Raw genomic sequence first — 20,314 nt, 5'->3', positions numbered from 1 at the left:
TCGGCCCCGGGCCGGAGGTTAGCGAGTGCTGGAACTGGTCAAGGCCGGGGGATGGCCGATGATTCCATTGTTGCTGTTGTCGGCGCTGGCGCTGGCATTGATCGTCGAGCGGGCGTGGGCACTGCGGCGCAGCGAGATCCTGCCGCCAGGACTGGGCAAGGAGGTTCGCAGTTGGGCCCGTGGTGGCCAGCTGGATCCGACGCATATCGATTCGCTGCGGGCTACCTCGCCGCTGGGCGCGCTGCTCGCAGCGGCCCTGGACGTACGCCATCGCCCGCGTGAGCACGTCCGCGAGCGTATCGAGGACGTGGGCCGCCATCTGGTCCACCGGATGGAGCGCTATCTCAACACCCTGGGTTCGATCGCGTCGGCGGGTCCATTGCTGGGCCTGCTTGGCACCGTTGTCGGCATGATCCAGCTGTTCCTCGGTATCCTCGACCATGGTATCGGCGATGTGAACCAGTTGGCGGGAGGGATCGGCAAGGCGCTGGTGTGTACCGCGGCCGGCATGATCGTGGCGATCCCGGCGTTGATGGCACACCGCTGGTTCCGTGGCCGCATCGCCGGCTATGTCGTGGAGATGGAGCACGAAGCCATGCAACTGCTCGATACGCTGGAGGAGACCGCCCGGGACGGGACTGCCCAGGCCGCGCCGGCTGCGCGCCAGCCGCGTGCCACGGCTGTGCCGTCGGACGCCTGACCGCTCATGCGTATCCGTGACCGCCACACCGGGGACGAGCCGGAAATCAGCCTGGTACCGCTGATCGACGTGATCCTGGTGATGATCATCTTCTTTGTCGTCACTGCCACCTTTGATGCGCGCTCGGTGATCCAGATCGAGCTGCCGCGCGCCACCGGGGAGCAAGTCGATGCGGAGCAGCCGCTGGTGGTGCTGGTCAATGCCGACGGCCGCTATTTCGTGGGTGACCGCGAAGTGCTGCGCACCGATATCGAGTCGCTCAAGGCGACCATCAGCGAGGTGGCGGGCAGCGACCGCGAGCGCCCGGTGATGTTGCGCGTCGATGCGCGCACCCCCTACCAGGCGGTGGTCACCGTGTACGACGCGCTGGGTGGCCTGGGTTTCAACCGGATCATGATCCCGACCGCGCCGCCGACAGGCGCCGCAGCGTCTCCGGGTGGCGAGTCCGGCGCTTCGGCCACCGGAGCCTCGCAGTGACACCGCCGATCACCTCCTGGGCCACCTACCGGCGGTTGCTGGGCTTTGCCCGTCCGTATCGGGCGCTGCTGGGGCTTGCAGGGGTGGGGATGTTGCTGGAGGCGCTGGCAGGCGGCGCGTTCACCAAGCTCATGGAGCCGGTGATCAACGAGACCTTCATCACCAAGGACGCGGCGTTCAGCCTGGTATTGCCGTTGGCGATTGTCGGCCTGTTCCTGCTGCGCGGTGTGGCAGGCTACGTGGCCGACATCTACATGGCCAAATCCGGGCGTGGCATTTCCCGTGACTTGCGGGTGCAGGTACTGGGCAAGTATCTGCGCTTGCCTGGACTGCAGTTCGATACCGAACCGGTGCCGTCGATGCTGGTTCGCCTGGGCTCGGACAGCGACCAGGTCGCGCAGGCGGCGGTCGACGCGATGAAGGTGATGATCCAGCAGGCGCTGCAGGTGCTGGTGGGCATCGGCGTGATGCTGTGGACCAGTTGGCAGGTAACCATTGCGATCGTGCTGCTGGCGCCGCCACTGGCCTGGGTCATGAACACGGTGGGCAAGCGCTATCGCCGGATCAGCCACAAGATCCAGGAGAGTGGGTCGCAGCTGATGCAGTCGGCCGACCAGGCGTTGTCCAGCCACCAGGAAGTCAAGATCTACGGCGCCCAGGGTGTCGAGATGCAGCGCTACTCAGCGCAGGCGGACCATCATCTGAAGCTCAGCCTCAAGGTCGAATCTACCCGCAGCATCTCGTCCGCGCTGGTGCAGTTGATGGGCGCGATCGGGTTGGCACTGTTGCTGTTTTTTGCCGGCCGCGAAGCGGCCGCCGGTCGTCTCGGCGCGGGTGGCTTCGTGGTGTTGATGATGGCCATGATGGCGATCATCCCTGCACTCAAGCAACTGACCAACGTGCAGGGCATGCTGCAACGTGGCGTGGCCTCGGCCGAGCGACTGTTCCACATCCTGGATGCCCCCGACGAGCACGACACCGGCAGCTTGCCGCTGGAGCGCGCGCGCGGCGAGATCGAGTTTCGCGACGTAAGCGCGCGTTACCCGGACCAAGGCCAGGCGGCACTCAGCAACGTCAGTTTCAGTGCCAAACCCGGGACCGTCACCGCCATTGTTGGCCGCTCCGGCAGTGGCAAGTCCACCCTGATCAAGCTGATCCCGCGTTTCTACGAGATCGAGTCGGGACAGATCCTGCTCGATGGCCATCCGCTGCGCGACTATCGACTTGCCGACCTGCGCAAGCAGATCGCCCTGGTGGGCCAGCAGGTCATGCTGTTTGACGGCAGCATCGCGGCCAACGTCGCCTATGGCGAGATGGAGCAGGCCACACCGGAGGACCTGGACCACGCGATCCAGGGTGCCAACGCCACCGAGTTCGTCGAGCGTTTGCCGGACGGGGTGGACGCCGGTATCGGCAGCAAGGGCGGTCGCCTGTCCGGTGGCCAACGCCAGCGGTTGGCCATTGCCCGGGCGATGTTGAAAGACGCGCCGATCCTGATCCTGGACGAGGCCACCGCCGCGCTCGACACCGAATCGGAGCGGCTGGTGCAGGATGCGCTGGAACGCCTGATGCCGGATCGCACCACGTTGGTCATTGCGCACCGACTGTCGACCATCGAACATGCCGACCAGGTACTGGTGCTTGACGAGGGTCGCATCGTCGAGCGCGGTACCCACGCCAGCTTGATGGCCCTGGACGGCCTGTACGCCCACCTGCACCGCATGCAATTTCGCGAGGCCTCATGAACGCAGGACCCGGTGGTCGCCGCGAGCACCAGCCACCCCATTGGTACGGCAACGCGCCGGTGCCGTTCTATACACGGCTGCTGGCGGCGGTCTATGCCGCAGTCAGTGGTATCCGGCGCTGGCTCTATCGCGTCGGCGTGTTGCGTACCCGCCATCCGGGCATCCCGGTGGTGGTGGTCGGCAACATTACCGCTGGCGGTGCCGGCAAGACCCCGCTGACCATCGCGCTGGCTGAACGGCTGCGCCGCGAAGGCTGGAACCCGGGCGTTGCCAGCCGGGGTTACGGCCGCGCCGATGCGGGCAACCCGGTGTGGGTCCAGGCCGATACCGAGCCCGCCGTCGGCGGCGACGAGCCGGTGCTGATCGTCCGTCGCACCGGGGTCAAGCTGCGTGCCGACCGTGACCGTGCCGCGGCGGCGAAGGCATTGGCGAAGGCCGGTTGCGACATTGTCATCTGCGACGACGGTCTGCAGCACTACGGACTTGAACGCGACGTCGAGATCGAAGTGGTCGACGGCCGTCGTCGTTATGGCAATGGTCGTCTGCTGCCCGCCGGACCGTTGCGCGAGTTGCCCGAGCGCGGAGCGCAGTGCGACTTCCGGGTCATCAATATCGCCAATGCGCCAGCGGGCAGCAACAGCAGCGGAACCGGTTTTGGCGAATGGCCGATGCGCCTAGTTGCCGACAGTGCCGTGCCGGTATTGGGCGGCCGGTCGAGACCGCTGGAGTCGTTTCGCGGCCACCGGGTCCATGCGGTCGCCGGGATTGGCAACCCGGAGCGGTTCTTCTCGATGTTGCGCAGCCTGGAGATCGCGGTGGTGCCGCATGCCTTTGCCGACCACCATCGCTATCGTGCGTCCGACTTCGAGTTTGGCAGCCCGCTGCCGGTGCTGATGACCGAAAAGGACGCCGTCAAGTGCGCCCGGTTCGCCACCGAGGCGTTTCATAGCGTGGCCGTCACCGCCGAGCTTCCGGAAGCCTTCTGGGTCTCGTTGCTGGACAAGTTGGCACAGGTCCGGCTGGCAGAGGTCCGGCAGCGATGAATGCCGCCGTGGACTTCGTGGTGGCGATCCCTGCGCGTCACGACGCAAGTCGCCTGCCCGGCAAGCCACTGCGGCTGCTCGGCGGGCAGCCCTTGGTGTTGCATGTAGCTCGGCGCGCGCTGGCGGCGGGTGCGCGCGAGGTGTGGGTGGCGGCCGACGACGAACGCATCGCCGCGGCGTTGGCGAATGCCGGCGTACGCGTGGCAATGACCTCCGTCGCGCATGCTTCCGGCACCGATCGACTGGCCGAGTGCGCGCGAATCGCCGGCTGGAGCGATGACACCATCGTGGTCAACCTGCAGGGCGACGAACCTTTCGCGCCGGCTGCGGGGGTTCGTGCGGTGGCGGCCTTGCTGCGCGACAGCGGCGCCGCGATGGCAACCCTGGCCGCGCCGGTGACCGAGGTGGGCACACTGTTGGACCCCAATGCGGTCAAGTTGGTGCGCGCCGACAATGGAGATGCGCTGTACTTCAGTCGTGCGCCGATCCCGTGGCCGCGCGATGCCTTCTCGCGCGACCAGTCCCGTATGCCGGAAGGCCAATCCTGGCTGCGGCACATCGGCATCTACGGGTACACGGCGGGGTTCCTGCAGCGTTTCGCGGCGATGCCCCAGGGCCGGCTCGAGCAGGTCGAGTCACTGGAGCAACTGCGCGTGTTGGAGGCCGGTTACCGGATCGCGGTCGGGTTGACGCCCGATCCGTTCCCGCCCGGCGTGGACACCGCCGAAGACCTGGCCCGCGCGGAAAAATGGCTTGCCGGAAACGGCTGAGCCGTCGCGTGAGCTGGCGGCCTCAACCGAGCGTCGCCATCCAGCCAATGACGTGCAGCAGGCCAAACAGCAATCCACCAATCAGCGCGCCAATCGCGGTGCCGTTGTAGCGGATGTATTGCAGGTCGCTGCCAACGCTCAACTCCAGCTCACGGACCAGCTCGCGGGTGTCCCAGCGCGCGACCCGCTCGACTATGAAGTCGCGGATGCTGCCTCGATACTTCTCGATCATCGGCTCGACGGTGGCCATCACCCATTGGTTGACCCACGACTGCATCGCCGGATCGCCGCTGAGCTTCTCGCCGATCAGTTCCGCGCCCTGGGTCGCCTTCAAGGCAATCAATGAGTCATTGCGCTGCAGGTCCGTGCGCAGCCAATCCAGGACTTCCGACCACATCTCCCTGATCTGGCGGGGCAGGGCGGGGTCATCGATCACCCGGTCACGCAGTTCTTCACACTTCCGGCGCAGCACGTCATCGGTCTTCAGGCGCTGGGTGAACTGGGTGACGTAATCATCGAAGCGCAGGCGCAGTTCGTGCCGGGGATCGTCCGCCATCTCGGTGAGCAGGTCGCTGACGCCGGCAACGACCTTGGCGGCAAGCTTGTCGGCTACGGCGTCGTCGAGGCGGGCCAGGCGCAATATCGACCAGAGCTGCGGCGTGATCTTGCTGGCGACCAAGTCCTGGGTGTCCGGGTCACCCAGCACCTCGCCGACGTCGCGCAGCAGGTTGTCCAGCAGCACCTGGTGGCGGCGGTCGTGGGTGAGCACCTCGAGCACCTGACTGCCCAACGCGGCAACATCAAGGCGGCCCAGCTGCTCACGGGCCAGGCCATGCAGGAAACGGTGCAGGCGGTCGCTGTCCAGCAGTTGCACCAGGTGCGGTGCCAGGGTCACCACGAACCCTCCCACCTTGCTTGCGTGGGCAGGATCGGACAGTGCAGCAGCGAGTCGCCGGCCCGGATCGAACTGGCGAACCTTTGCCAGCACTTCCTGGTTGTCGAGGAAGTGGTCGCAGATGAAGTTGGCCAACGCACGGCCCAGTGCGTCCTTCTTGTTCGGGATGATCGCGGTGTGGGGGATCCAGCGCTGTCCCAGCGGATGGCCGAACAGCGCCACCACCGCGAACCAGTCGGCCAGCCCACCGATCATCGCCGCCTCCGCCATCGCCACCAGCAGCTCGAATGCCCAGTGCGGGTGGCTCATTCGCAGCCAGCTGCCGGCCACGAACACCAGCGCTGCAATCACCAGCATGGTCACGGCAGTGCGCTTGCGGCGCCTCAACGCGGCCGCACGGTCGGGGCGCAGGTCGTCATTGATCGTGTCGTGGTCGGGTTCAGCGCTCATATGGGGCAGAATAACCGGTCGGCATTGTGGGTAATGATCCGGGAAGACTTGCGGTGACGCATAATTTGCCCCATCCATGGAGTTGATGTGCGTATTTCCTGCCGGGTGTCGTCATGACTGAACTGCTGCCGGTATTCGACGGCAAGGCGTTCGCCAAGGCCCTCAGTACCGCACCGGGCGTGTACCGGATGATCGCTGCCGACGACAAGATTCTTTACGTCGGCAAGGCCAGCGCGCTGCGCAACCGGGTCTCCAGCTACTTCAACGCGACGCCAAAGTCGACGCGGATCATGACCATGCTCGCGCAAACCGTGCACATGGAGGTCACCGTTACCCGTACCGAGACGGAGGCGCTGATCCTTGAAAACGAGCTGATCAAGTCGCTCAAGCCACGCTACAACGTGTTGCTGCGCGACGACAAAAGCTATCCCTACGTACTGCTGACCCATGGCGAGTGGCCACGGATCGGGATGCACCGGGGGCCGCGTTCAGTGCCGGGGCGCTATTTCGGGCCTTACGCCAGCGTCGGTGCGGTACGCGACACGCTCAACCTGATCCACAAGCTGTTCAAGTTGCGCAGTTGTGAGGACAGTGTCTTCTGCAGCCGGACGCGACCCTGCCTGCAGTATCAGATCGGCCGCTGCAGTGGTCCCTGTGTCGGTCTGGTCGAGCCTGACACGTACCGGGAGAGCGTTCGCCGCGCGGTGTTGATGCTGGAAGGCCGCAGTGACGAGTTGACCAACGAGATAGGCGCACAGATGGAAACGGCCAGTGCGCGCCTGGATTTCGAGCAGGCCGCCCGTCTGCGTGACCTGGTGACCTCGATCCGCACCCTGCAGGCTCGCCAGTACGTGGACGGCCGCGCCGCCGACCTGGACGTGCTGGCGGTTGCCATGCAGGGCAGTGCCGCCTGTGTCGTGCTGTTGGCGTTTCGCGACGGCAGGAACCTTGGTACCCGCTCCTTTTTCCCGCGCACCAATGGCAGCGAGAACCCCGAGGAGGTGCTGGCGGCGTTCGTTTCGCAGTACTACGGTGAGCAGGTGCCGCCGGTGGAGATCGTGCTTGATCGCGACATCCCCGACCGCACATTGATCGAGCAGGCACTGTCCAACAGCGGCGCGCACCGGGTGCAACTGCGTTTCAACGTGCGGGGTGATCGCGCTGGCTACCTCGACATGGCCAGCCGCAATGCGCGGATCACCCTGGAGACCGAACGCACCAGCCATGCGGCCCAACTGGCGCGCGCGCAAGACCTGCAGAAGATGCTTGGCATGGACGCGTTGCCGGGACGGATTGAGTGTTTCGATATCAGCCACACCATGGGCGAGGCGACGGTGGCGTCCTGCGTGGTGTTCGATGCCGAAGGCCCGGTTCGCAGCCAGTACCGGCGATACAACATCGCCGGTATCGAGCCGGGCGACGATTACGCGGCGATGCACCAGGCGCTGCACCGGAGGTTCAAACGGGCAATGGCGACCGACGACAAGCCCGCCGGCGTGCTGCCCGATGTCTTGCTGATTGACGGTGGCGCCGGACAAGTCGCCCAGGGCCGCGCCGTGCTTGATGAGCTCGGCATCGCCGGCGTGGTGCTGGTGGGGGTTGCGAAGGGTCCGGCGCGACGTCCCGGCGACGAGGACCTGTTGCTGCCCGATGGTCGCAGCCTGCACCCCGGTGCGGGCTCGCCGGCGCTGCAACTGGTCCAGCAGGTCCGCGACGAGGCGCATCGGTTTGCCATCACCGGCCATCGCGGGCGTCGCCAGAAGGCGCGCAATACCAGCCGGCTGGAGGACATTCCGGGGATAGGGCCGCGTCGACGCGGTAACCTGTTGCGACATTTCGGCGGGTTGGGCGGCTTGAAGGCCGCTGGCGTGGAAGAAATTTCACGCGTGGATGGCATTAATGCAGCGCTCGCCGAGCGCGTCTATGCGACCCTGCATGGACTGGAAGCCGGTGAAACCGGATCGCGTACCAATGGCCCACGGAGTGACGGATGAAGTTGACGGTTCCCACCATGCTGACGCTGCTGCGGATCATGTTGATCCCGGTGTTGGTGATGGTCTTCTACCTGCCGTTCAAGTGGACCAGCGTCGCGGCCGCCGCGATCTTTGCCTTTGCCTCGCTCACCGACTGGGCGGATGGCTGGATTGCCCGTCGCTATAACCAGTTCTCCACGTTTGGCGAGTTCCTGGACCCGGTCGCCGACAAGTTGATGGTGGCTACAGCGTTGATGCTGACCGTGCAGAAGCACCCGACGGTCTGGATGGCGCTGTGGGCGGCGGTGATCATCGGACGTGAGATCGCGGTCTCCGCGCTGCGCGAGTGGATGGCCGAGCTTGGGCAGCGGGCCAAGGTCAAGGTTGCTGCCATCGGCAAGATCAAGACCGTCGTGCAAATGGTTGCGCTGATCTTCCTTCTGTACCGGGTGCCGCTGTTCGGGATGCCCATCCACGCCATCGGCGAGTGGCTGTTGGCGGCGGCCGCGCTGCTGACGCTGTGGTCCGCTTTTGCCTACCTGCGGGCAGCATGGCCTTCGCTGAAGGAAGATGCGAACAGGTAGTTGACAGTTTGTTTGTTATGCCTAAAATGGACGGCTCATCAGCGGGAATAGCTCAGTTGGTAGAGCACGACCTTGCCAAGGTCGGGGTCGCGAGTTCGAGTCTCGTTTCCCGCTCCAGATTCAACGCTTCGGTTCTCCGGGGTGTTTGTCGAAACAAGCCCCGTTATCGGGGTTTTGTTTTATGGGCACGTCATCCGGCCGGGTGGCAGAGTGGTTATGCAGCGGACTGCAAATCCGCGTACGCCGGTTCAATTCCGACCTCGGCCTCCATGTTCAAAGTCAAATCCCGCAACGGTTCGCGCCTTGCGGGATTTTTCTTTTAGCCCGCAGGATGGGAGAGGGCGGTATTATTCCGCGCGGGACGCCCGGATGGCGAAACAGGTAGACGCAACAGACTTAAAATCTGTCGACCGCAAGGTCATGCCGGTTCGATTCCGGCTCCGGGCACCAACCAGGTCAACAATTTATCTTCGTTGGCTTGTGATCGTTACTGTCCTGCGGGACAAATTCGGGACACTTGCACCGTAGGGTTGCTCATGACAGCGCCGTCACCAGTGCCATATAGGGTTGACGCATGATCTGGAGACTTCTTCTGCCGACGCTGTTCGTGCTGCCCACGCCCTCGCTGGCGCAGGCCACGTCACCGCCAACCGTTCCGGCGGATGCATCGCCGGCATACGATGTCGCCGCCTTCGACCGCTGCCTGGACCGACTGCAACAGCAGTTCGCCAGCAAAGGCGTGGAGAACGCCGTGTTTGACCGCAATGTCCGCGCGATCGTGCCGGACACCTCGGTATTGAAGCAGCTTGACAACCAGCCCGAGTTCAAGACGCCGGTCTGGGACTACCTCGCCGGACTGGTGGATGCGGAACGGGTTACCGATGGCCAGGCGATGCTCCGCCAGCACGCCGCCACCCTGGCCAAGGTCGAGGCGCAGTACGGCGTCGATCCCGCGACGGTGGTGGCAATCTGGGGCGTGGAAAGCGACTTCGGCAAGACCTCTGGCTCACGGCCGCTGCTGAACTCGTTGACCACCTTGTCATGCATGGGGCGCCGGCAGGAATTCTTCCGTGGCGAGCTGGCAGCGACATTGCAGATTATCCAGTCCGGCGACATCGCCGCGGACGCGCTGGTCGGGTCCTGGGCCGGCGCATTCGGGCAAACCCAGTTCATGCCGTCCACTTACCAGCGCATCGCGGTGGATTTCGACGGCGACGGCCGCCGCGATCTTGTCGGCACCATCCCTGATGCGTTGGCCTCCACGGCGAACTACCTTGAGCGCTCCCACTGGCGCACTGGCCAGCCGTGGGGGTACGAGGTGAAGTTGCCGGGCGGATTTGATACCGCCATCTCCGGGCGCACCACTCGCCGGCCATTGTCGTACTGGACCGGGCGCGGAATCTCCCGCGTCGATGGCGGTGCGATCGCACCATCGGATACCGCAACCGCGCTACTGCTGCCGGCTGGCAAGGCCGGTCCGGCGTTCCTGGTGTTCAAGAATTTCGACGCGATTTATTCGTACAACGCCTCGGAAAGCTATTCCCTGGCGATTGCACTGTTGTCGGACCGTTTGCGCGGGCAGGGAGGGCTGGTGGCGTCCTGGCCCACGGCGGATCCGGGATTGTCGCGACGCCAGCGTCGTGAGCTACAGCAACTGCTGCTGCAACGTGGTCATGACATTGGCGAGGTGGATGGCTTGATTGGCAGCGCAACCCGGTCAGCCATCAAAATCGAGCAACAAGGTCTGGGGGTTGTGACAGACGGGCGCGCCAGCCAGTCGCTGCTACAGGCATTGCAGGCGCCAATCAAGGGCGCAAAATCGGGCCCGACTGGTCCGGCTGATCCGCCCCGATCCGACTGACCAGCATCGTCTTGATTGGGCCAGGGCTCACCTTGGCCTGGCACCGCGGGTATCCTTTGGGCTGATGACTTCCCCGGAGCCCGCATGACGCGTTACACGTCCTACATCACCTGCGTTGCGCTGACCGTGCTGACGGCCGCACTGACGATTTTCGTGTCGCCTGGCTGGGGCTGGGCATCGGCCATATTCGGCGCATTGGCGGTGTTGGGGACGATCGACCTCTTGCAAAAATCCAGTACCTTGCGCCGCAATTATCCGTTGATCGCGCACTTTCGCTACGGGCTGGAATCGATCGGTCCGGAGATGCGCCAGTACTTCATCCAAGCCGACACCGCCGAAGTGCCGTTCTCACGGTTGCAGCGCGCGTTGGTGTACCAGCGGGCCAAATCGGTCAACGACACCCGCCCCTTCGGCACCATGCAGGATGTCTACGCCGGTGATTACGAGTGGATCAACCACTCGATGGTCCCGGCGCCGCACGGCAACCCGGACTTCCGCATTCTGGTGGGTGAAAAAACCGCCCAGCCTTACTCGGCCAGTGTGTTCAACATCTCCGCGATGAGCTTTGGCTCGTTGTCCGCCAATGCCATCCGGGCGCTCAACAAGGGCGCCAAGATGGGCGGGTTCTACCACGACAGCGGAGAAGGATCGATCTCCTCGTACCACCGCGAGCACGGTGGCGACCTGGTCTGGGAGATCGGCTCGGGGTACTTCGGATGCTGCGATGTAAACGGGGCGTTCAATGCCGAGCGCTTTGCGGAGAACGCACGCGACCCACAGGTGAAGATGATCGAGATCAAGCTGTCGCAGGGCGCCAAGCCGGGACATGGCGGCGTGCTCCCGGCGGCCAAGGTCAGCATGGAGATCGCCATGACTCGCGGCGTAACCGCTGGCGTGGAATGCGTATCACCGGCGCAGCACAGCGCATTCTCGACGCCGATCGAGTTGCTCGAATTCGTTGCCCGGTTGCGCGAGCTGTCGGGTGGCAAGCCCACCGGGTTCAAGCTGGCGATCGGCCACCCCTGGGAGTGGTTCGGGATTGCCAAGGCGATGCAGGAGACCCGGTTACTGCCGGATTTCATCGTCGTCGATGGCGCCGAGGGCGGCACGGGCGCGTCGCCGGCGGAGTTCATCAACCACGTCGGCGTGCCGATGCAGGAAGCGTTGATGCTGGTCCACAACACACTGGTGGGACTGGGCTTGCGCGACGATCTGCGGCTTGCGGCGGCCGGTCGCATCATCAGCGCGTTCGACATCGTGCGGACCATGGCCATGGGGGCCGACTGGTGCAACGCCGGCCGCGGCTTCATGTTTGCCGTTGGCTGCATCCAGGCCCAAGTCTGCCATACCGATCGCTGCCCGACCGGCGTCGCCACCCAGGACCCCAAGCGCTGGCAGGGGCTGGATGTCACCGACAAATCGATCCGGGTCCACGGCTTCCATCGCAACACCATGACCGCGTTGCGCGACCTGTTGTGCGCTGCCGGGCTGACCGACCCGCGCGAGGTCGGGCCCGAACATATCCTGCGGCGCGTCTCGCCGGTGGAAGTGCGTTCGCTGGCAGCGCTGTACCGCTTCCTCGAGCCGGGACAACTGCTGGATGGAATTCCGGACCATGCCGTATTCCAGACCTATTGGGCGAACGCCCGCAGCGACTCGTTTGCCGCCCCCCACCACGTGCGGTCGATGCGCGAGAGCAAGTCCTTCTGACTCCTGCCTGCCAATTGCGGTGATGGCGCCGCGGCGGTAATGGTCACAACAGCTCAAGCACCTTCTCGGGCGGGCGGCCAATCACCGCGCGTCCCGCGTGGACGAAGACCGGTCGCTCGATCAAGCGCGGATGGCTTGCCATGGCGTCAATCAGCGCCGCGTCGGTTTTGTCCGGATCGGCCAGCCCCAGCTCGGTGTACTCGGCCTCACCGGTGCGAAGCAGTTCGCGTGCCGGCACCGCGAGCATCGCCAGCAGCTCGCGCAACTCGGATGCCGAGGGCGGGGTGTCGAGATAGGTGATGACCTCCGGCTCGATCCCGCGCTCGCGCAACAACTCCAGCGCGCCGCGCGACTTGGAGCAGCGTGGATTGTGGTAGATGCGGGTGTCGTTCATGGGGCTCCAACGGTGGCGGTTGAAGGGCCATCGTATCGCGGCGTCGGGCACAAAAAGCCCGGCACCAAGCCGGGATTCGATGAAACTCAGGTTTACAACCTGGCGGGCGGGTGATCTTCTACGGCGCGTGCGTCCTCGGCCACGTAAAAATCAGAACAGGCTTTCGTCGACATAGGGCGGCTCTCGCTGCCAACGTTGGGGATCAGTTCTGTCTGTCACGTTCCTGTCCCGATCCCGCTGATCCTTGAATGCCATACCCAGCGCCACGAGCACCACCAGGCCGATCAGGCCGAAACCGATGACCACGGCGATCGACCAGGACCACCGTGCAAGTGATGCGAACACCGCCGCGGTGATCATGGCAATGCCGACCGATGTCCCGATGCGCTGGCCGGTCTGCATGATCGCCCCCGAGCTTCCGGCATATGCGAGCGGCACCTCCGCCAGCGTCAGCGTCTGGTTCGGACTGATCACGGCCCCTTGCGCGAGTCCGATGAAGGACAGTGACAGCACCAACCACCACACGCTCAGACCAAACCGCTCGTGCAGGAGGACGACGGTGATGCTCGCGACGAGGCCGAGCAGGGCCAGGAGCAGTCCGCCGATCACGATCTTCCGACCGTACTGGTTTACCCGGCGCCCCGACCAGTGAGCGGCATAAGCCGATAGAAGCGCACTTGGAATGCCGAACATGCCGGATTCAAACGCGGTTTTTCCCTGACCGTCCTGCACATAGAGTGCGACCAACACCCAAACACTGGTCATGCCGGTGAAATAGAGCGTCATGATGACCGTGCCGTTGGTAAAGCTGCTGGTGCGGAAGATGTCCAGATCGACCATCGGGGTGTGACCCAGGCGCGGGCAACGCTGCTCCCACCGCACCCAAATCCAGACCAGCGCGATGCCCACCGGCAGCAGCGCCCACCAGAGCGTCGAGCCGCCCGATTCCATGAACGGATAGAGGATGGCCAGCAGCGCGAGCCCCAACAACACCGAGCCGATCGGATCCAGCGACCATAGCCAGCCGGCAGGCCGCTGCGCTCCGTTCGGCGCACTCTGGGGGGGGCGGAAAAGGGGCTTCGGAAACCACTTCATCCCCAAAATGATGGCGACGATGCCGATGGGCACATTCACCAGGAATGTCAGACGCCAACCAAAGTCGGCACCGCCAGCCTCGATCAAAAAACCGCCCAGCACCGGACCGATGGCAACGGAAAATCCGACCACGATTCCGAAATAGCCGAAGGCCCGACCGCGCTCCTCACCACGGAAGTATTGCTGGATCATCCCGATGGCCTGCGGACTGAGCAGCCCGGAGCCAAGTCCCTGGACCAACCGCGCGGTATTGAGCCACATCGCGTCAGGCGCGAGTCCGGCGGCGATGGAGGAGAGGGTAAAGAGGGAAACGCCGACAAGAAAGATGCCGCCTCGCCCCAGAATATCGCCAGCGCGCCCCGCGGCAACCAGAATGATCCCGAAGGTGAGTGCATAGCCCGACAGCACCCATTGGAGATCGGACTGGTCCGCCCCCAGGCCCCGCTGGATCGAGGGAAGGGCGACGTTGACGATGCTCACCCCGATCAGCGACATGAAAACGATGCCAAGCAGCACCGCCAGGATGCGCCAACGAGCCGCACCCTCTACTGTCGTGCTGTCGGGTTGCACTGGAGTCTTCATGATGCGTTCTGAGTTGGAAGTATCACCCGTGACGCGGGCGAATCTGCATTGGACACCCTGCGCAGGCGACGAGCCGATACTCCCTTCCGCCTCAGGTTGTCAGAGCGCGGCAACGGCATGCGGAACAGATGAATCTCCTGCAAGCAGTTCGAACTGTTTGCCGTGCGTATTGCTGGCGTCCAGCACCTGCAGCAGCACCGCAGCAACATCGTCGCGCGGGACGCTGCCTTGGCGCCCAAGATCCTCCGACACTTCTACCTTGCCCGTCCCATTCTCATCGGTAAGGGAGCCCGGGCGCACGATGGTGTACCGAAGACCACTCGCCCGCAAATATTGGTCGGCTCTCTGCTTGGCATGCAGGTAATGCTGCAGCCCCTCCGGGCCTTTTTCCGGTGTGTCCGCACCCATGGATGACACCATGATGAAGCGCTCTACGCCGGCCTTCTGTGCCGCGTCGATCACGGCAATCGCGCCATCGCGGTCCACCGCATCGGTCTTCTCGTGGCCGCCTTTGCCCCCGGATCCCGCCGTGAAAATGACGGCATCGCAGCCATCAAGTGCGGTCTGGATATCGTCTTCGAGGTCAGCGACCACGGTCGCATCGGCGCCAAGTTCGCGCAGCCCTGCTGCCTGCGCCGCGCTGCGGATCATGGCCTGGGTCTTATGTGGACCGGAAGCCATCTGCTTGACCAGACGACGACCAATCTGGCCGTTGGCACCTACGATGAGAACGCGCATGAGAAGTTCCTTGGGAGAGTGGAAGTAAGGGGTCCGGGATGCGCGATCTGTTCTACGGCAATGGGTGTCCAGTCGGCGTGTGCGGACACATCCAGAACCGGGCGCAGCGAAGAGGCTCAGGACTTTTTGATCGGTTTGCCAGGTCTGCTCGACTCTATCTCTCCGCTTCCAGCGCGCAGACCCGCAACAAACTGGGATGGGAGCCCGTCGCCCCCGGACTGCTTGCCGATCTTAATAAGGGTGCTACGTCGAGTGATCCTTGCCGCGATGAAGGACGCGTAACGTCTTCGGAGCAGGGCGGGTGCACGCCACCGTTTTCAGATAGCAACCGCTCACCGCAACGGACGGAAGAACGCGCGGATTTCTTCCGCCAGCAGCTGCGGCTGTTCCATGGCTGCGAAGTGCCCGCCTTTGGGCATAGGCGTCCACCTTTTGACATCGAACACCCGCTCGACCCACGAGCGTGGAGGCGTAGGAAGCTCGGCAGGAAACAACGCCATGCCAAAGGCAGGTTCTACGCGTTCTCTTTCATTGAATTTGAGCGGCTCGCTGCGGTTCTCTTTGTAGATGCGCAAAGTGGATGCGACGTTGCCGCTAAACCAGTAAATCGATATGTCAGTGAGCAACTGGTCTAGCGTGAAAACACGCTCAAGCTCCCCATTGCAGTCACTCCAGGTCCGGAACTTCTCGGCAATCCAGGCGGCAAGGCCGACAGGTGAGTCCGAAAGCGCGTAGGCAAGTGTAAGCGGCTTGGTGCTTTGTTCGGCCGAGTAGGCCCCTTCGGCTGCGAACCAGCTTGCCGCCCTGGTGCGAAACGCCTCTTCTTCGGCGGTAATAGGGGACGAGCCATCGCCTAGCGGCGGTAAAAACCCGCCAGGGATGTAGTTCAGATGTAGCCCTGCCATCAGCTTTGGATAAAGCCGGCCCAGCCACATCGACACGCCCGCACCTATGTCTCCGCCCTGGGCACCGAATCGGTCATACCCCAACCCGGTCATAAGCTCTGACCACATTTCGGCAACACGCTTCGAACTGACACCCCGATGCTGTGGGGCTTGCGAGAAGCCGAAGCCGGGCAGCGAAGGCACCACGACATCGAACGCATCTGCGGCATCGCCGCCATGGGCTGCCGGGTCACTCAGCAGTGGGATGATTTCCAGCATCTCTGCAAACGATCCGGGCCAGCCATGGGTCAGCACCAACGGCATGGGCGCGGGGCCTCTACCTTTCTCTTGCACGAAGTGGACATCCAGCTCGCCGACCCGGGCAATGAACTGTGGGAATCTGTTGAGGCGATCTTCTTGGGCGCGCCAGTCAAAACCTAGCCGCCAGTGGCTAATCAAGCGTTCCATGAATGCCAAGCTGGCGCCATCGTCCCAGCTCTCGGTATCCAGACTGCGTGGCATGCGAGTGAACTTGAGTCGAGCTAGCAAGTCGTCAAGTTGCTCTTGGGAAACGGCAATCTTGAAAGGTCGTATGTTCATTGGATCGCTTTCACCGCGGAGTGTCGTCGCTGAGCGCCTGCATGTAGTTCTGGTCCACTCTCAGGCGTTCGACCAGGAAGTCGACGAAAGCGCGCACTTTCGGTGACTGCACCTGTCCGCGCGGGAAGAGCGCATGGAGGTCGACGTCCATGCCGCGCCAGCCGGCTAGCGCCCGCTGCACCAGCCCTTGCTCGACATAGGCCCGTACCATCACGTCGCTGGTCAGCGTGATGCCTTCGCCGCCCAGCAGCACGGCCCGCAGCGCGCCCGGGTCGTTCGAGATCATCACCGGGTCGACCGGGAACTCGCGCGGCTTGCCGTCGTCGTCGCTCAGCGTCCAGGTGAAAGCGCTGGCGTTGCGGTGGTTGGTCTGCGCCAGTGCGCGATGGTGGATCAAGTCGTCAGGATGCAGCGGCTCGCCGAAACGCTCGATGTAGCCCGGCGTCGCGTAGACAGCGGTGCGGAACACGCAAAGCCTGCGCGCTGTCAGGTTTGAATCCGGTAGCGTGCCCACGCGCATCGCCACGTCGATCTCGCCGGCGATGATGTCGAGGTTGTTGTTACTCAGCAGCAGTTCCACGCGCACTTCCGGATGACGCGCGTGGAATTCGCTGAGCAAAGGCGCGACCCAGATGTTGCCCACCGCGTGCGTTGCGGTAACGCGCAACCAGCCTCGCGGCCCGCTCTGCAGCTGGCCTACCGCACTTTCCGCCTCATCGAGGTCGCGCGCAATGTGTTGGCAATGCGCGAAATAGATGGTGCCCGCCTCGGTCAGTCCGAGCTTGCGGGTTGTGCGATGCAGTAGCTGGGCGCCCAGTCGCGCTTCCAGCTCCTGCACCTTGCGGCTGACCGTGGTGTTGGGCAGATGCAGCGTCTTGGCGGCGGCGGTAAAGCTACCCAGTTCGACCACCTTGACGAACACCAAGGTGTCATTGAGATCGCGGCTCATGAGGCCTCCCGGCGACTTTGCCACTGGCGGGATAGTTATACCCCCTATTGCCGGCTAATCATGTGCCGGCGGCGGAACTAGATTGGAGCATCACTTACAAGGGATGCATGACATGAACAGAATGAATGGAAAGACCGCCGTGATCACCGGCGGCGCTACTGGCATTGGCCTCGCCGCTGCAAAGCGCTTCATCGAGGAGGGCGCCTTCGTCTTCCTTTTCGGCCGCCGGCAGGAAGCGCTCGACGCCGCTGTGGCCGACCTCGGGCCCAATGCCCGCGCGGTGAAGGGCTCGGTCTCAAATGAGGCCGACCTCGCCCGGCTTTACACGGCGGTGAAGGCCGAGCGTGGAACCCTCGACATCGTCTTCGCCAATGCCGGGGTGGGAAGCCAGCTCAAGCTCGGCGAGATCACCGCCAAGCACATCGACGAGACCTTCGATGTCAATGTGAAGGGTACGATCTTCACGGTCCAGCAGGCGCTGCCGCTGATGGGCGAGGGCGGTTCGATCATCCTGACCGGATCGAGCGCCGGCACCACGGGCGCCCCGGCATTCACTGCCTACAGCGCGAGCAAGGCGGCAGTGCGCAACCTCGCGCGGACCTGGGCGGAGGATCTGAAGGGCACCGGCATCCGCGTAAACGTGCTGTCGCCCGGGGCGATAGCGACCGAACTGGCGACGGAAGCGTTGGGCGAGGAGGGCCTGAAGGCCTACGGCTCGATGACTGCGTTCCAGCGCATGGGCAATCCCGTGGAGCTCGGAGCGGCGGCTGCTTTTCTCGCGTCGTCGGACAGCAGCTTCATGACCGCCAGCGAGGTCGCGGTCGACGGCGGCCTGGCGCAACTCTGACGCGCACGTCCTACGGCGCTCCGTAAACCAAAGGAGAATTTGTATGAGTTACGCAATTATCGGCTTCGGCCAGATCGGTCAAGCGCTTGCCAAGGCGTTTGCCCGCAAGGGCATCGAAGTATCCGTTGCAACCACGCGTGACCCGGAAAGCTTTGCAGCCGATGCGGCCGCGACCGGACCCACGATCATTCCCACAACACTGGCGGAAGCCGTCAAGGCGGACGTCATCTTTTTGGCTGTCCGTTTCGAATCCCACCCGGACGTCGCGAAGGCGCTGCCCACCTGGGAGGGCAAGACCATCGTCGATGTGACCAATACCTACGGCGTGTCCCCAGAGGAACTGGGAGGACAGTCTTCCTCCAAGGTCGTCGCGCAGGCCTTCACTGGTGCAAGACTGGTCAGGGGCTTCAACCATCTGGTCGCTGCCGTCCTTGAACAAGATCCGGCCGTACATGGCGGCAGGCGAGTCGTGTTCCTGGCGAGCGACGATGACGGCGCCGCAGCGGAGATTGGTGCGCTTGCGGAAAATCTCGGTTTCTCGCCGATCCAACTTGGCGGGCTTTTGGAAGGTGGACTGCTTGTGCAGACGCGCGGAAAAAGCTGGGGTCAACTGATCTTCAAGGACCTAGTCAAGTTCGACTGAACATAATACGTCCGTACAACGAAAAAAGGCCACCTGCTGAAGGTGGCCTTTTCCGCTGTAACCTTTGTGCTGTAATGCTTTCCACTGGTGGGCGGTGCAAGGTTCGAACTTGCGACCCTTGCCGTGTGAAGGCAATGCTCTACCACTGAGCTAACCGCCCCAAGAGGCCGCGCAGTATACAGCGGAAAGGCCCCTTTTTTGCAAGTGGTTCGCTGCGGTGGCAACTCCCTGCGTGGACAAGAAGTTGCCGCCGCTGGGCTTCTTCACGCGTAGATAACGCGAGTGGCCGTCAGCTTGCGTAATCCTCAAGGGGCGCTTGCACATGATCAACACCCTGATCGACCGACATCGCGATGCGCTGATCCTGCTGGCCCGTCTTTTGTTGATGCTGCTCTTCCTCATTTCGGGCTGGTCCAAACTGATCGATTACCAGGGAACGGCCGGGTATCTGGCGTCGATCGGCACGCCGCTACCATCGATTGCCGCAGCGGTTGCGGTGATCATGGAGTTCTTCGTCGCCCTCGCCCTGATCGTCGGCGTGTGCGTGCGTCCACTGGCGCTTCTGATGGCCTTGTTCGTGCTGGGGACGGCGCTGATTGGCCACCCCTTCTGGTCCATGGAAGGCGCCGACCGCGCAATGAACATGACCCAGTTCTACAAGAACGTGGCGATTGTCGGTGGCTTGCTGCTACTTGCCGTCACTGGGGCGGGTCGTTACGCGCTGATGCGGCGTCAACCATAGGCGCTGATCGGGACCTGGACTGATCGGGAGAACGACCATGCTGGACTGGAACAAGTACCGGACGGATATCAAGAAGCGGATCTCGGACATCGGAAAGCTGTCCCCGGACACCGTGCGTGGCTATGCGACGCTGGGCAATGCCGGTGCGCAGACCAACCACCTGGATGCCAAAACGCGTGAGTTGATAGCCCTGGCCGTGGCAGTGACTACGCGTTGCGATGGCTGCATCACGGTTCATGTCGATGCCGCACTCAAGCAAGGTGCCACACGTGAGGAGATCGCCGAGGCACTGGGAGTAGCGGTGGCGCTCAACGCCGGTGCCGCCCTGGTTTATTCCGCCCGGGTCATGGATGCCGTCGACGCCCATCAGTAGCCCTGGGGGCCAACAAGGGGCCGCGCCGCGTGGGGGGACGCCCATGGATGTGGCTGGTAATGGCGGCGTGTGCATCGGCCTGGGTGTCATGGACACCGACCGCAGGCGTCCTGGTTCTTGAGCGTAGCAAAGAAGCCCTCGGCGACCGCGTTGTCCCTCCAGCTCATGGTGGACACGAAGCCATGCGGGAAATATCGATCTCGCCTACAGCGGTAGATCACCAGGCCAGGACGAGGCACCGGCCCGATATTAAAGTGCT

At 63.7% G+C, this 20,314-nt stretch carries 18 protein-coding genes, 4 tRNA genes and 1 pseudogene; 16 read left to right on the top strand and 7 right to left on the bottom strand.

Annotation, left to right across the window (positions count from 1 at the left end; translation table 11 throughout):
- Positions 1–25 precede the first annotated feature (25 nt).
- The 5 genes from ACW7G0_RS06625 to kdsB are packed head-to-tail and all read left to right on the top strand — an operon-like array spanning position 26 to position 4,735.
- Positions 26–700: a MotA/TolQ/ExbB proton channel family protein gene (locus ACW7G0_RS06625; RefSeq protein WP_456988455.1), complete on the top strand. Its 675-nt coding sequence runs from the start codon at positions 26–28 to the stop codon at positions 698–700.
- A gap of 6 nt (positions 701–706) precedes the next feature.
- Positions 707–1,177: an ExbD/TolR family protein gene (locus ACW7G0_RS06620; protein ID WP_456988454.1), complete on the top strand. Its 471-nt coding sequence runs from the start codon at positions 707–709 to the stop codon at positions 1,175–1,177.
- Complete coding sequence (gene msbA / locus ACW7G0_RS06615) at positions 1,174–2,922, top strand: lipid A export permease/ATP-binding protein MsbA (protein WP_456988453.1); 1,749 nt, start codon at positions 1,174–1,176, stop codon at positions 2,920–2,922. The genes ACW7G0_RS06620 and msbA overlap by 4 nt, the downstream gene beginning before the upstream one ends.
- The gene (gene lpxK / locus ACW7G0_RS06610; RefSeq protein WP_456988452.1) at positions 2,919–3,965 is read left to right on the top strand and encodes a tetraacyldisaccharide 4'-kinase; all 1,047 of its coding nucleotides are present in this window, start codon (positions 2,919–2,921) and stop codon (positions 3,963–3,965) included. The genes msbA and lpxK overlap by 4 nt, the downstream gene beginning before the upstream one ends.
- Positions 3,962–4,735: a 3-deoxy-manno-octulosonate cytidylyltransferase gene (gene kdsB / locus ACW7G0_RS06605; RefSeq protein WP_456988451.1), complete on the top strand. Its 774-nt coding sequence runs from the start codon at positions 3,962–3,964 to the stop codon at positions 4,733–4,735. Before lpxK ends, kdsB begins: the two co-directional genes overlap by 4 nt.
- A 22-nt stretch (positions 4,736–4,757) precedes the next feature.
- Here kdsB and ACW7G0_RS06600 read toward each other — a convergent pair whose 3' ends face one another.
- Positions 4,758–6,080 carry a DUF445 domain-containing protein gene (locus tag ACW7G0_RS06600; RefSeq protein ID WP_456988450.1) on the bottom strand — a complete coding sequence of 441 codons (1,323 nt, stop codon included), beginning with the start codon at positions 6,078–6,080 and terminating at the stop codon, positions 4,758–4,760.
- A gap of 113 nt (positions 6,081–6,193) precedes the next feature.
- On the opposite strand from ACW7G0_RS06600, the gene uvrC reads away from it, so the two are divergent.
- The 7 genes from uvrC (at position 6,194) to ACW7G0_RS06565 (ending at position 12,208) form a co-directional block, all read left to right on the top strand.
- The gene (gene uvrC / locus ACW7G0_RS06595; RefSeq protein WP_456988449.1) at positions 6,194–8,074 is read left to right on the top strand and encodes an excinuclease ABC subunit UvrC; all 1,881 of its coding nucleotides are present in this window, start codon (positions 6,194–6,196) and stop codon (positions 8,072–8,074) included.
- On the top strand, positions 8,071–8,637 hold the full coding sequence (gene pgsA / locus ACW7G0_RS06590) for a CDP-diacylglycerol--glycerol-3-phosphate 3-phosphatidyltransferase (protein WP_456979316.1): 567 nt from the start codon (positions 8,071–8,073) through the stop codon (positions 8,635–8,637). Before uvrC ends, pgsA begins: the two co-directional genes overlap by 4 nt.
- Positions 8,638–8,678: 41 nt before the next feature.
- Positions 8,679–8,754, top strand: a tRNA-Gly gene (locus ACW7G0_RS06585).
- Positions 8,755–8,833: 79 nt separating this feature from the next.
- Positions 8,834–8,907 (top strand) — tRNA-Cys (locus tag ACW7G0_RS06580).
- Positions 8,908–9,000: 93 nt separating this feature from the next.
- Positions 9,001–9,087: transfer RNA gene (locus ACW7G0_RS06575), tRNA-Leu, on the top strand.
- A 124-nt stretch (positions 9,088–9,211) separates the two neighbouring features.
- A complete protein-coding gene (locus tag ACW7G0_RS06570; RefSeq protein ID WP_456988448.1) occupies positions 9,212–10,498 on the top strand; it encodes a lytic murein transglycosylase in 1,287 nt (428 codons plus the stop codon).
- An 84-nt stretch (positions 10,499–10,582) separates the two neighbouring features.
- Entirely contained in the window at positions 10,583–12,208 is a 1,626-nt protein-coding gene (locus ACW7G0_RS06565; protein WP_456988447.1) for an FMN-binding glutamate synthase family protein, read from the top strand.
- Positions 12,209–12,251: 43 nt separating this feature from the next.
- Here the strand turns inward: ACW7G0_RS06565 and arsC are convergent, their stop codons facing one another.
- From arsC to ACW7G0_RS06540, 5 genes and pseudogenes are all read right to left on the bottom strand, one after another.
- Positions 12,252–12,602, bottom strand: coding sequence for an arsenate reductase (glutaredoxin) (gene arsC / locus ACW7G0_RS06560; protein WP_456988446.1), 351 nt, complete (start codon positions 12,600–12,602; stop codon positions 12,252–12,254).
- Positions 12,603–12,752: 150 nt separating this feature from the next.
- The gene (locus ACW7G0_RS06555; RefSeq protein ID WP_456988445.1) at positions 12,753–14,279 is read right to left on the bottom strand and encodes an MFS transporter; all 1,527 of its coding nucleotides are present in this window, start codon (positions 14,277–14,279) and stop codon (positions 12,753–12,755) included.
- 99 nt (positions 14,280–14,378) lie between these two features.
- Positions 14,379–15,017 (bottom strand): SDR family oxidoreductase, encoded by a 639-nt coding sequence (locus ACW7G0_RS06550; protein WP_456988444.1) that lies wholly within the window; start codon positions 15,015–15,017, stop codon positions 14,379–14,381.
- A gap of 332 nt (positions 15,018–15,349) precedes the next feature.
- Positions 15,350–16,501, bottom strand: a complete 1,152-nt coding sequence (locus ACW7G0_RS06545; protein ID WP_456988443.1) for an epoxide hydrolase family protein — start codon at positions 16,499–16,501, stop codon at positions 15,350–15,352.
- A 34-nt stretch (positions 16,502–16,535) separates the two neighbouring features.
- Positions 16,536–17,450: pseudogene (locus tag ACW7G0_RS06540) on the bottom strand (LysR substrate-binding domain-containing protein); the annotation flags it as partial.
- 112 nt (positions 17,451–17,562) lie between these two features.
- On the opposite strand from ACW7G0_RS06540, the gene ACW7G0_RS06535 reads away from it, so the two are divergent.
- Together ACW7G0_RS06535 and ACW7G0_RS06530 are read left to right on the top strand one after the other, a co-directional pair.
- Positions 17,563–18,297, top strand: a complete 735-nt coding sequence (locus tag ACW7G0_RS06535; protein WP_456988442.1) for an SDR family NAD(P)-dependent oxidoreductase — start codon at positions 17,563–17,565, stop codon at positions 18,295–18,297.
- A 43-nt stretch (positions 18,298–18,340) separates the two neighbouring features.
- Positions 18,341–18,940 (top strand): NADPH-dependent F420 reductase, encoded by a 600-nt coding sequence (locus ACW7G0_RS06530; RefSeq protein ID WP_456988441.1) that lies wholly within the window; start codon positions 18,341–18,343, stop codon positions 18,938–18,940.
- Positions 18,941–19,025: 85 nt separating this feature from the next.
- Here ACW7G0_RS06530 and ACW7G0_RS06525 read toward each other — a convergent pair.
- A tRNA-Val gene (locus ACW7G0_RS06525) sits at positions 19,026–19,100 on the bottom strand.
- Between the two features lie 162 nt (positions 19,101–19,262).
- On the opposite strand from ACW7G0_RS06525, the gene ACW7G0_RS06520 reads away from it, so the two are divergent.
- Together ACW7G0_RS06520 and ACW7G0_RS06515 are read left to right on the top strand one after the other, a co-directional pair.
- Positions 19,263–19,682 (top strand): DoxX family protein, encoded by a 420-nt coding sequence (locus ACW7G0_RS06520; protein WP_456988440.1) that lies wholly within the window; start codon positions 19,263–19,265, stop codon positions 19,680–19,682.
- A 37-nt stretch (positions 19,683–19,719) separates the two neighbouring features.
- Entirely contained in the window at positions 19,720–20,055 is a 336-nt protein-coding gene (locus ACW7G0_RS06515; RefSeq protein ID WP_456988439.1) for a carboxymuconolactone decarboxylase family protein, read from the top strand.
- Positions 20,056–20,314 lie beyond the last annotated feature (259 nt).

Source organism: Lysobacter sp. A286 (genome assembly GCF_054052105.1).
Note: the sequence above shows the minus strand (reverse complement) of the source record. Positions and strands in the feature narration are given on the sequence as shown.

Coding starts and splice junctions, on each gene's coding strand:
- ACW7G0_RS06530 (WP_456988441.1), top strand. CDS start 18,341: ATGAGTTACGCAATTATCGGCTTCGGCCAGATCGGTCAAGCGCTTGCC.
- ACW7G0_RS06620 (WP_456988454.1), top strand. CDS start 707: ATGCGTATCCGTGACCGCCACACCGGGGACGAGCCGGAAATCAGCCTG.
- pgsA (WP_456979316.1), top strand. CDS start 8,071: ATGAAGTTGACGGTTCCCACCATGCTGACGCTGCTGCGGATCATGTTG.
- ACW7G0_RS06570 (WP_456988448.1), top strand. CDS start 9,212: ATGATCTGGAGACTTCTTCTGCCGACGCTGTTCGTGCTGCCCACGCCC.
- ACW7G0_RS06520 (WP_456988440.1), top strand. CDS start 19,263: ATGATCAACACCCTGATCGACCGACATCGCGATGCGCTGATCCTGCTG.
- ACW7G0_RS06545 (WP_456988443.1), bottom strand. CDS start 16,501: ATGAACATACGACCTTTCAAGATTGCCGTTTCCCAAGAGCAACTTGAC.
- arsC (WP_456988446.1), bottom strand. CDS start 12,602: ATGAACGACACCCGCATCTACCACAATCCACGCTGCTCCAAGTCGCGC.
- ACW7G0_RS06515 (WP_456988439.1), top strand. CDS start 19,720: ATGCTGGACTGGAACAAGTACCGGACGGATATCAAGAAGCGGATCTCG.
- ACW7G0_RS06565 (WP_456988447.1), top strand. CDS start 10,583: ATGACGCGTTACACGTCCTACATCACCTGCGTTGCGCTGACCGTGCTG.
- uvrC (WP_456988449.1), top strand. CDS start 6,194: ATGACTGAACTGCTGCCGGTATTCGACGGCAAGGCGTTCGCCAAGGCC.
- kdsB (WP_456988451.1), top strand. CDS start 3,962: ATGAATGCCGCCGTGGACTTCGTGGTGGCGATCCCTGCGCGTCACGAC.
- lpxK (WP_456988452.1), top strand. CDS start 2,919: ATGAACGCAGGACCCGGTGGTCGCCGCGAGCACCAGCCACCCCATTGG.
- ACW7G0_RS06600 (WP_456988450.1), bottom strand. CDS start 6,080: ATGAGCGCTGAACCCGACCACGACACGATCAATGACGACCTGCGCCCC.
- ACW7G0_RS06555 (WP_456988445.1), bottom strand. CDS start 14,279: ATGAAGACTCCAGTGCAACCCGACAGCACGACAGTAGAGGGTGCGGCT.
- ACW7G0_RS06535 (WP_456988442.1), top strand. CDS start 17,563: ATGAACAGAATGAATGGAAAGACCGCCGTGATCACCGGCGGCGCTACT.
- ACW7G0_RS06550 (WP_456988444.1), bottom strand. CDS start 15,017: ATGCGCGTTCTCATCGTAGGTGCCAACGGCCAGATTGGTCGTCGTCTG.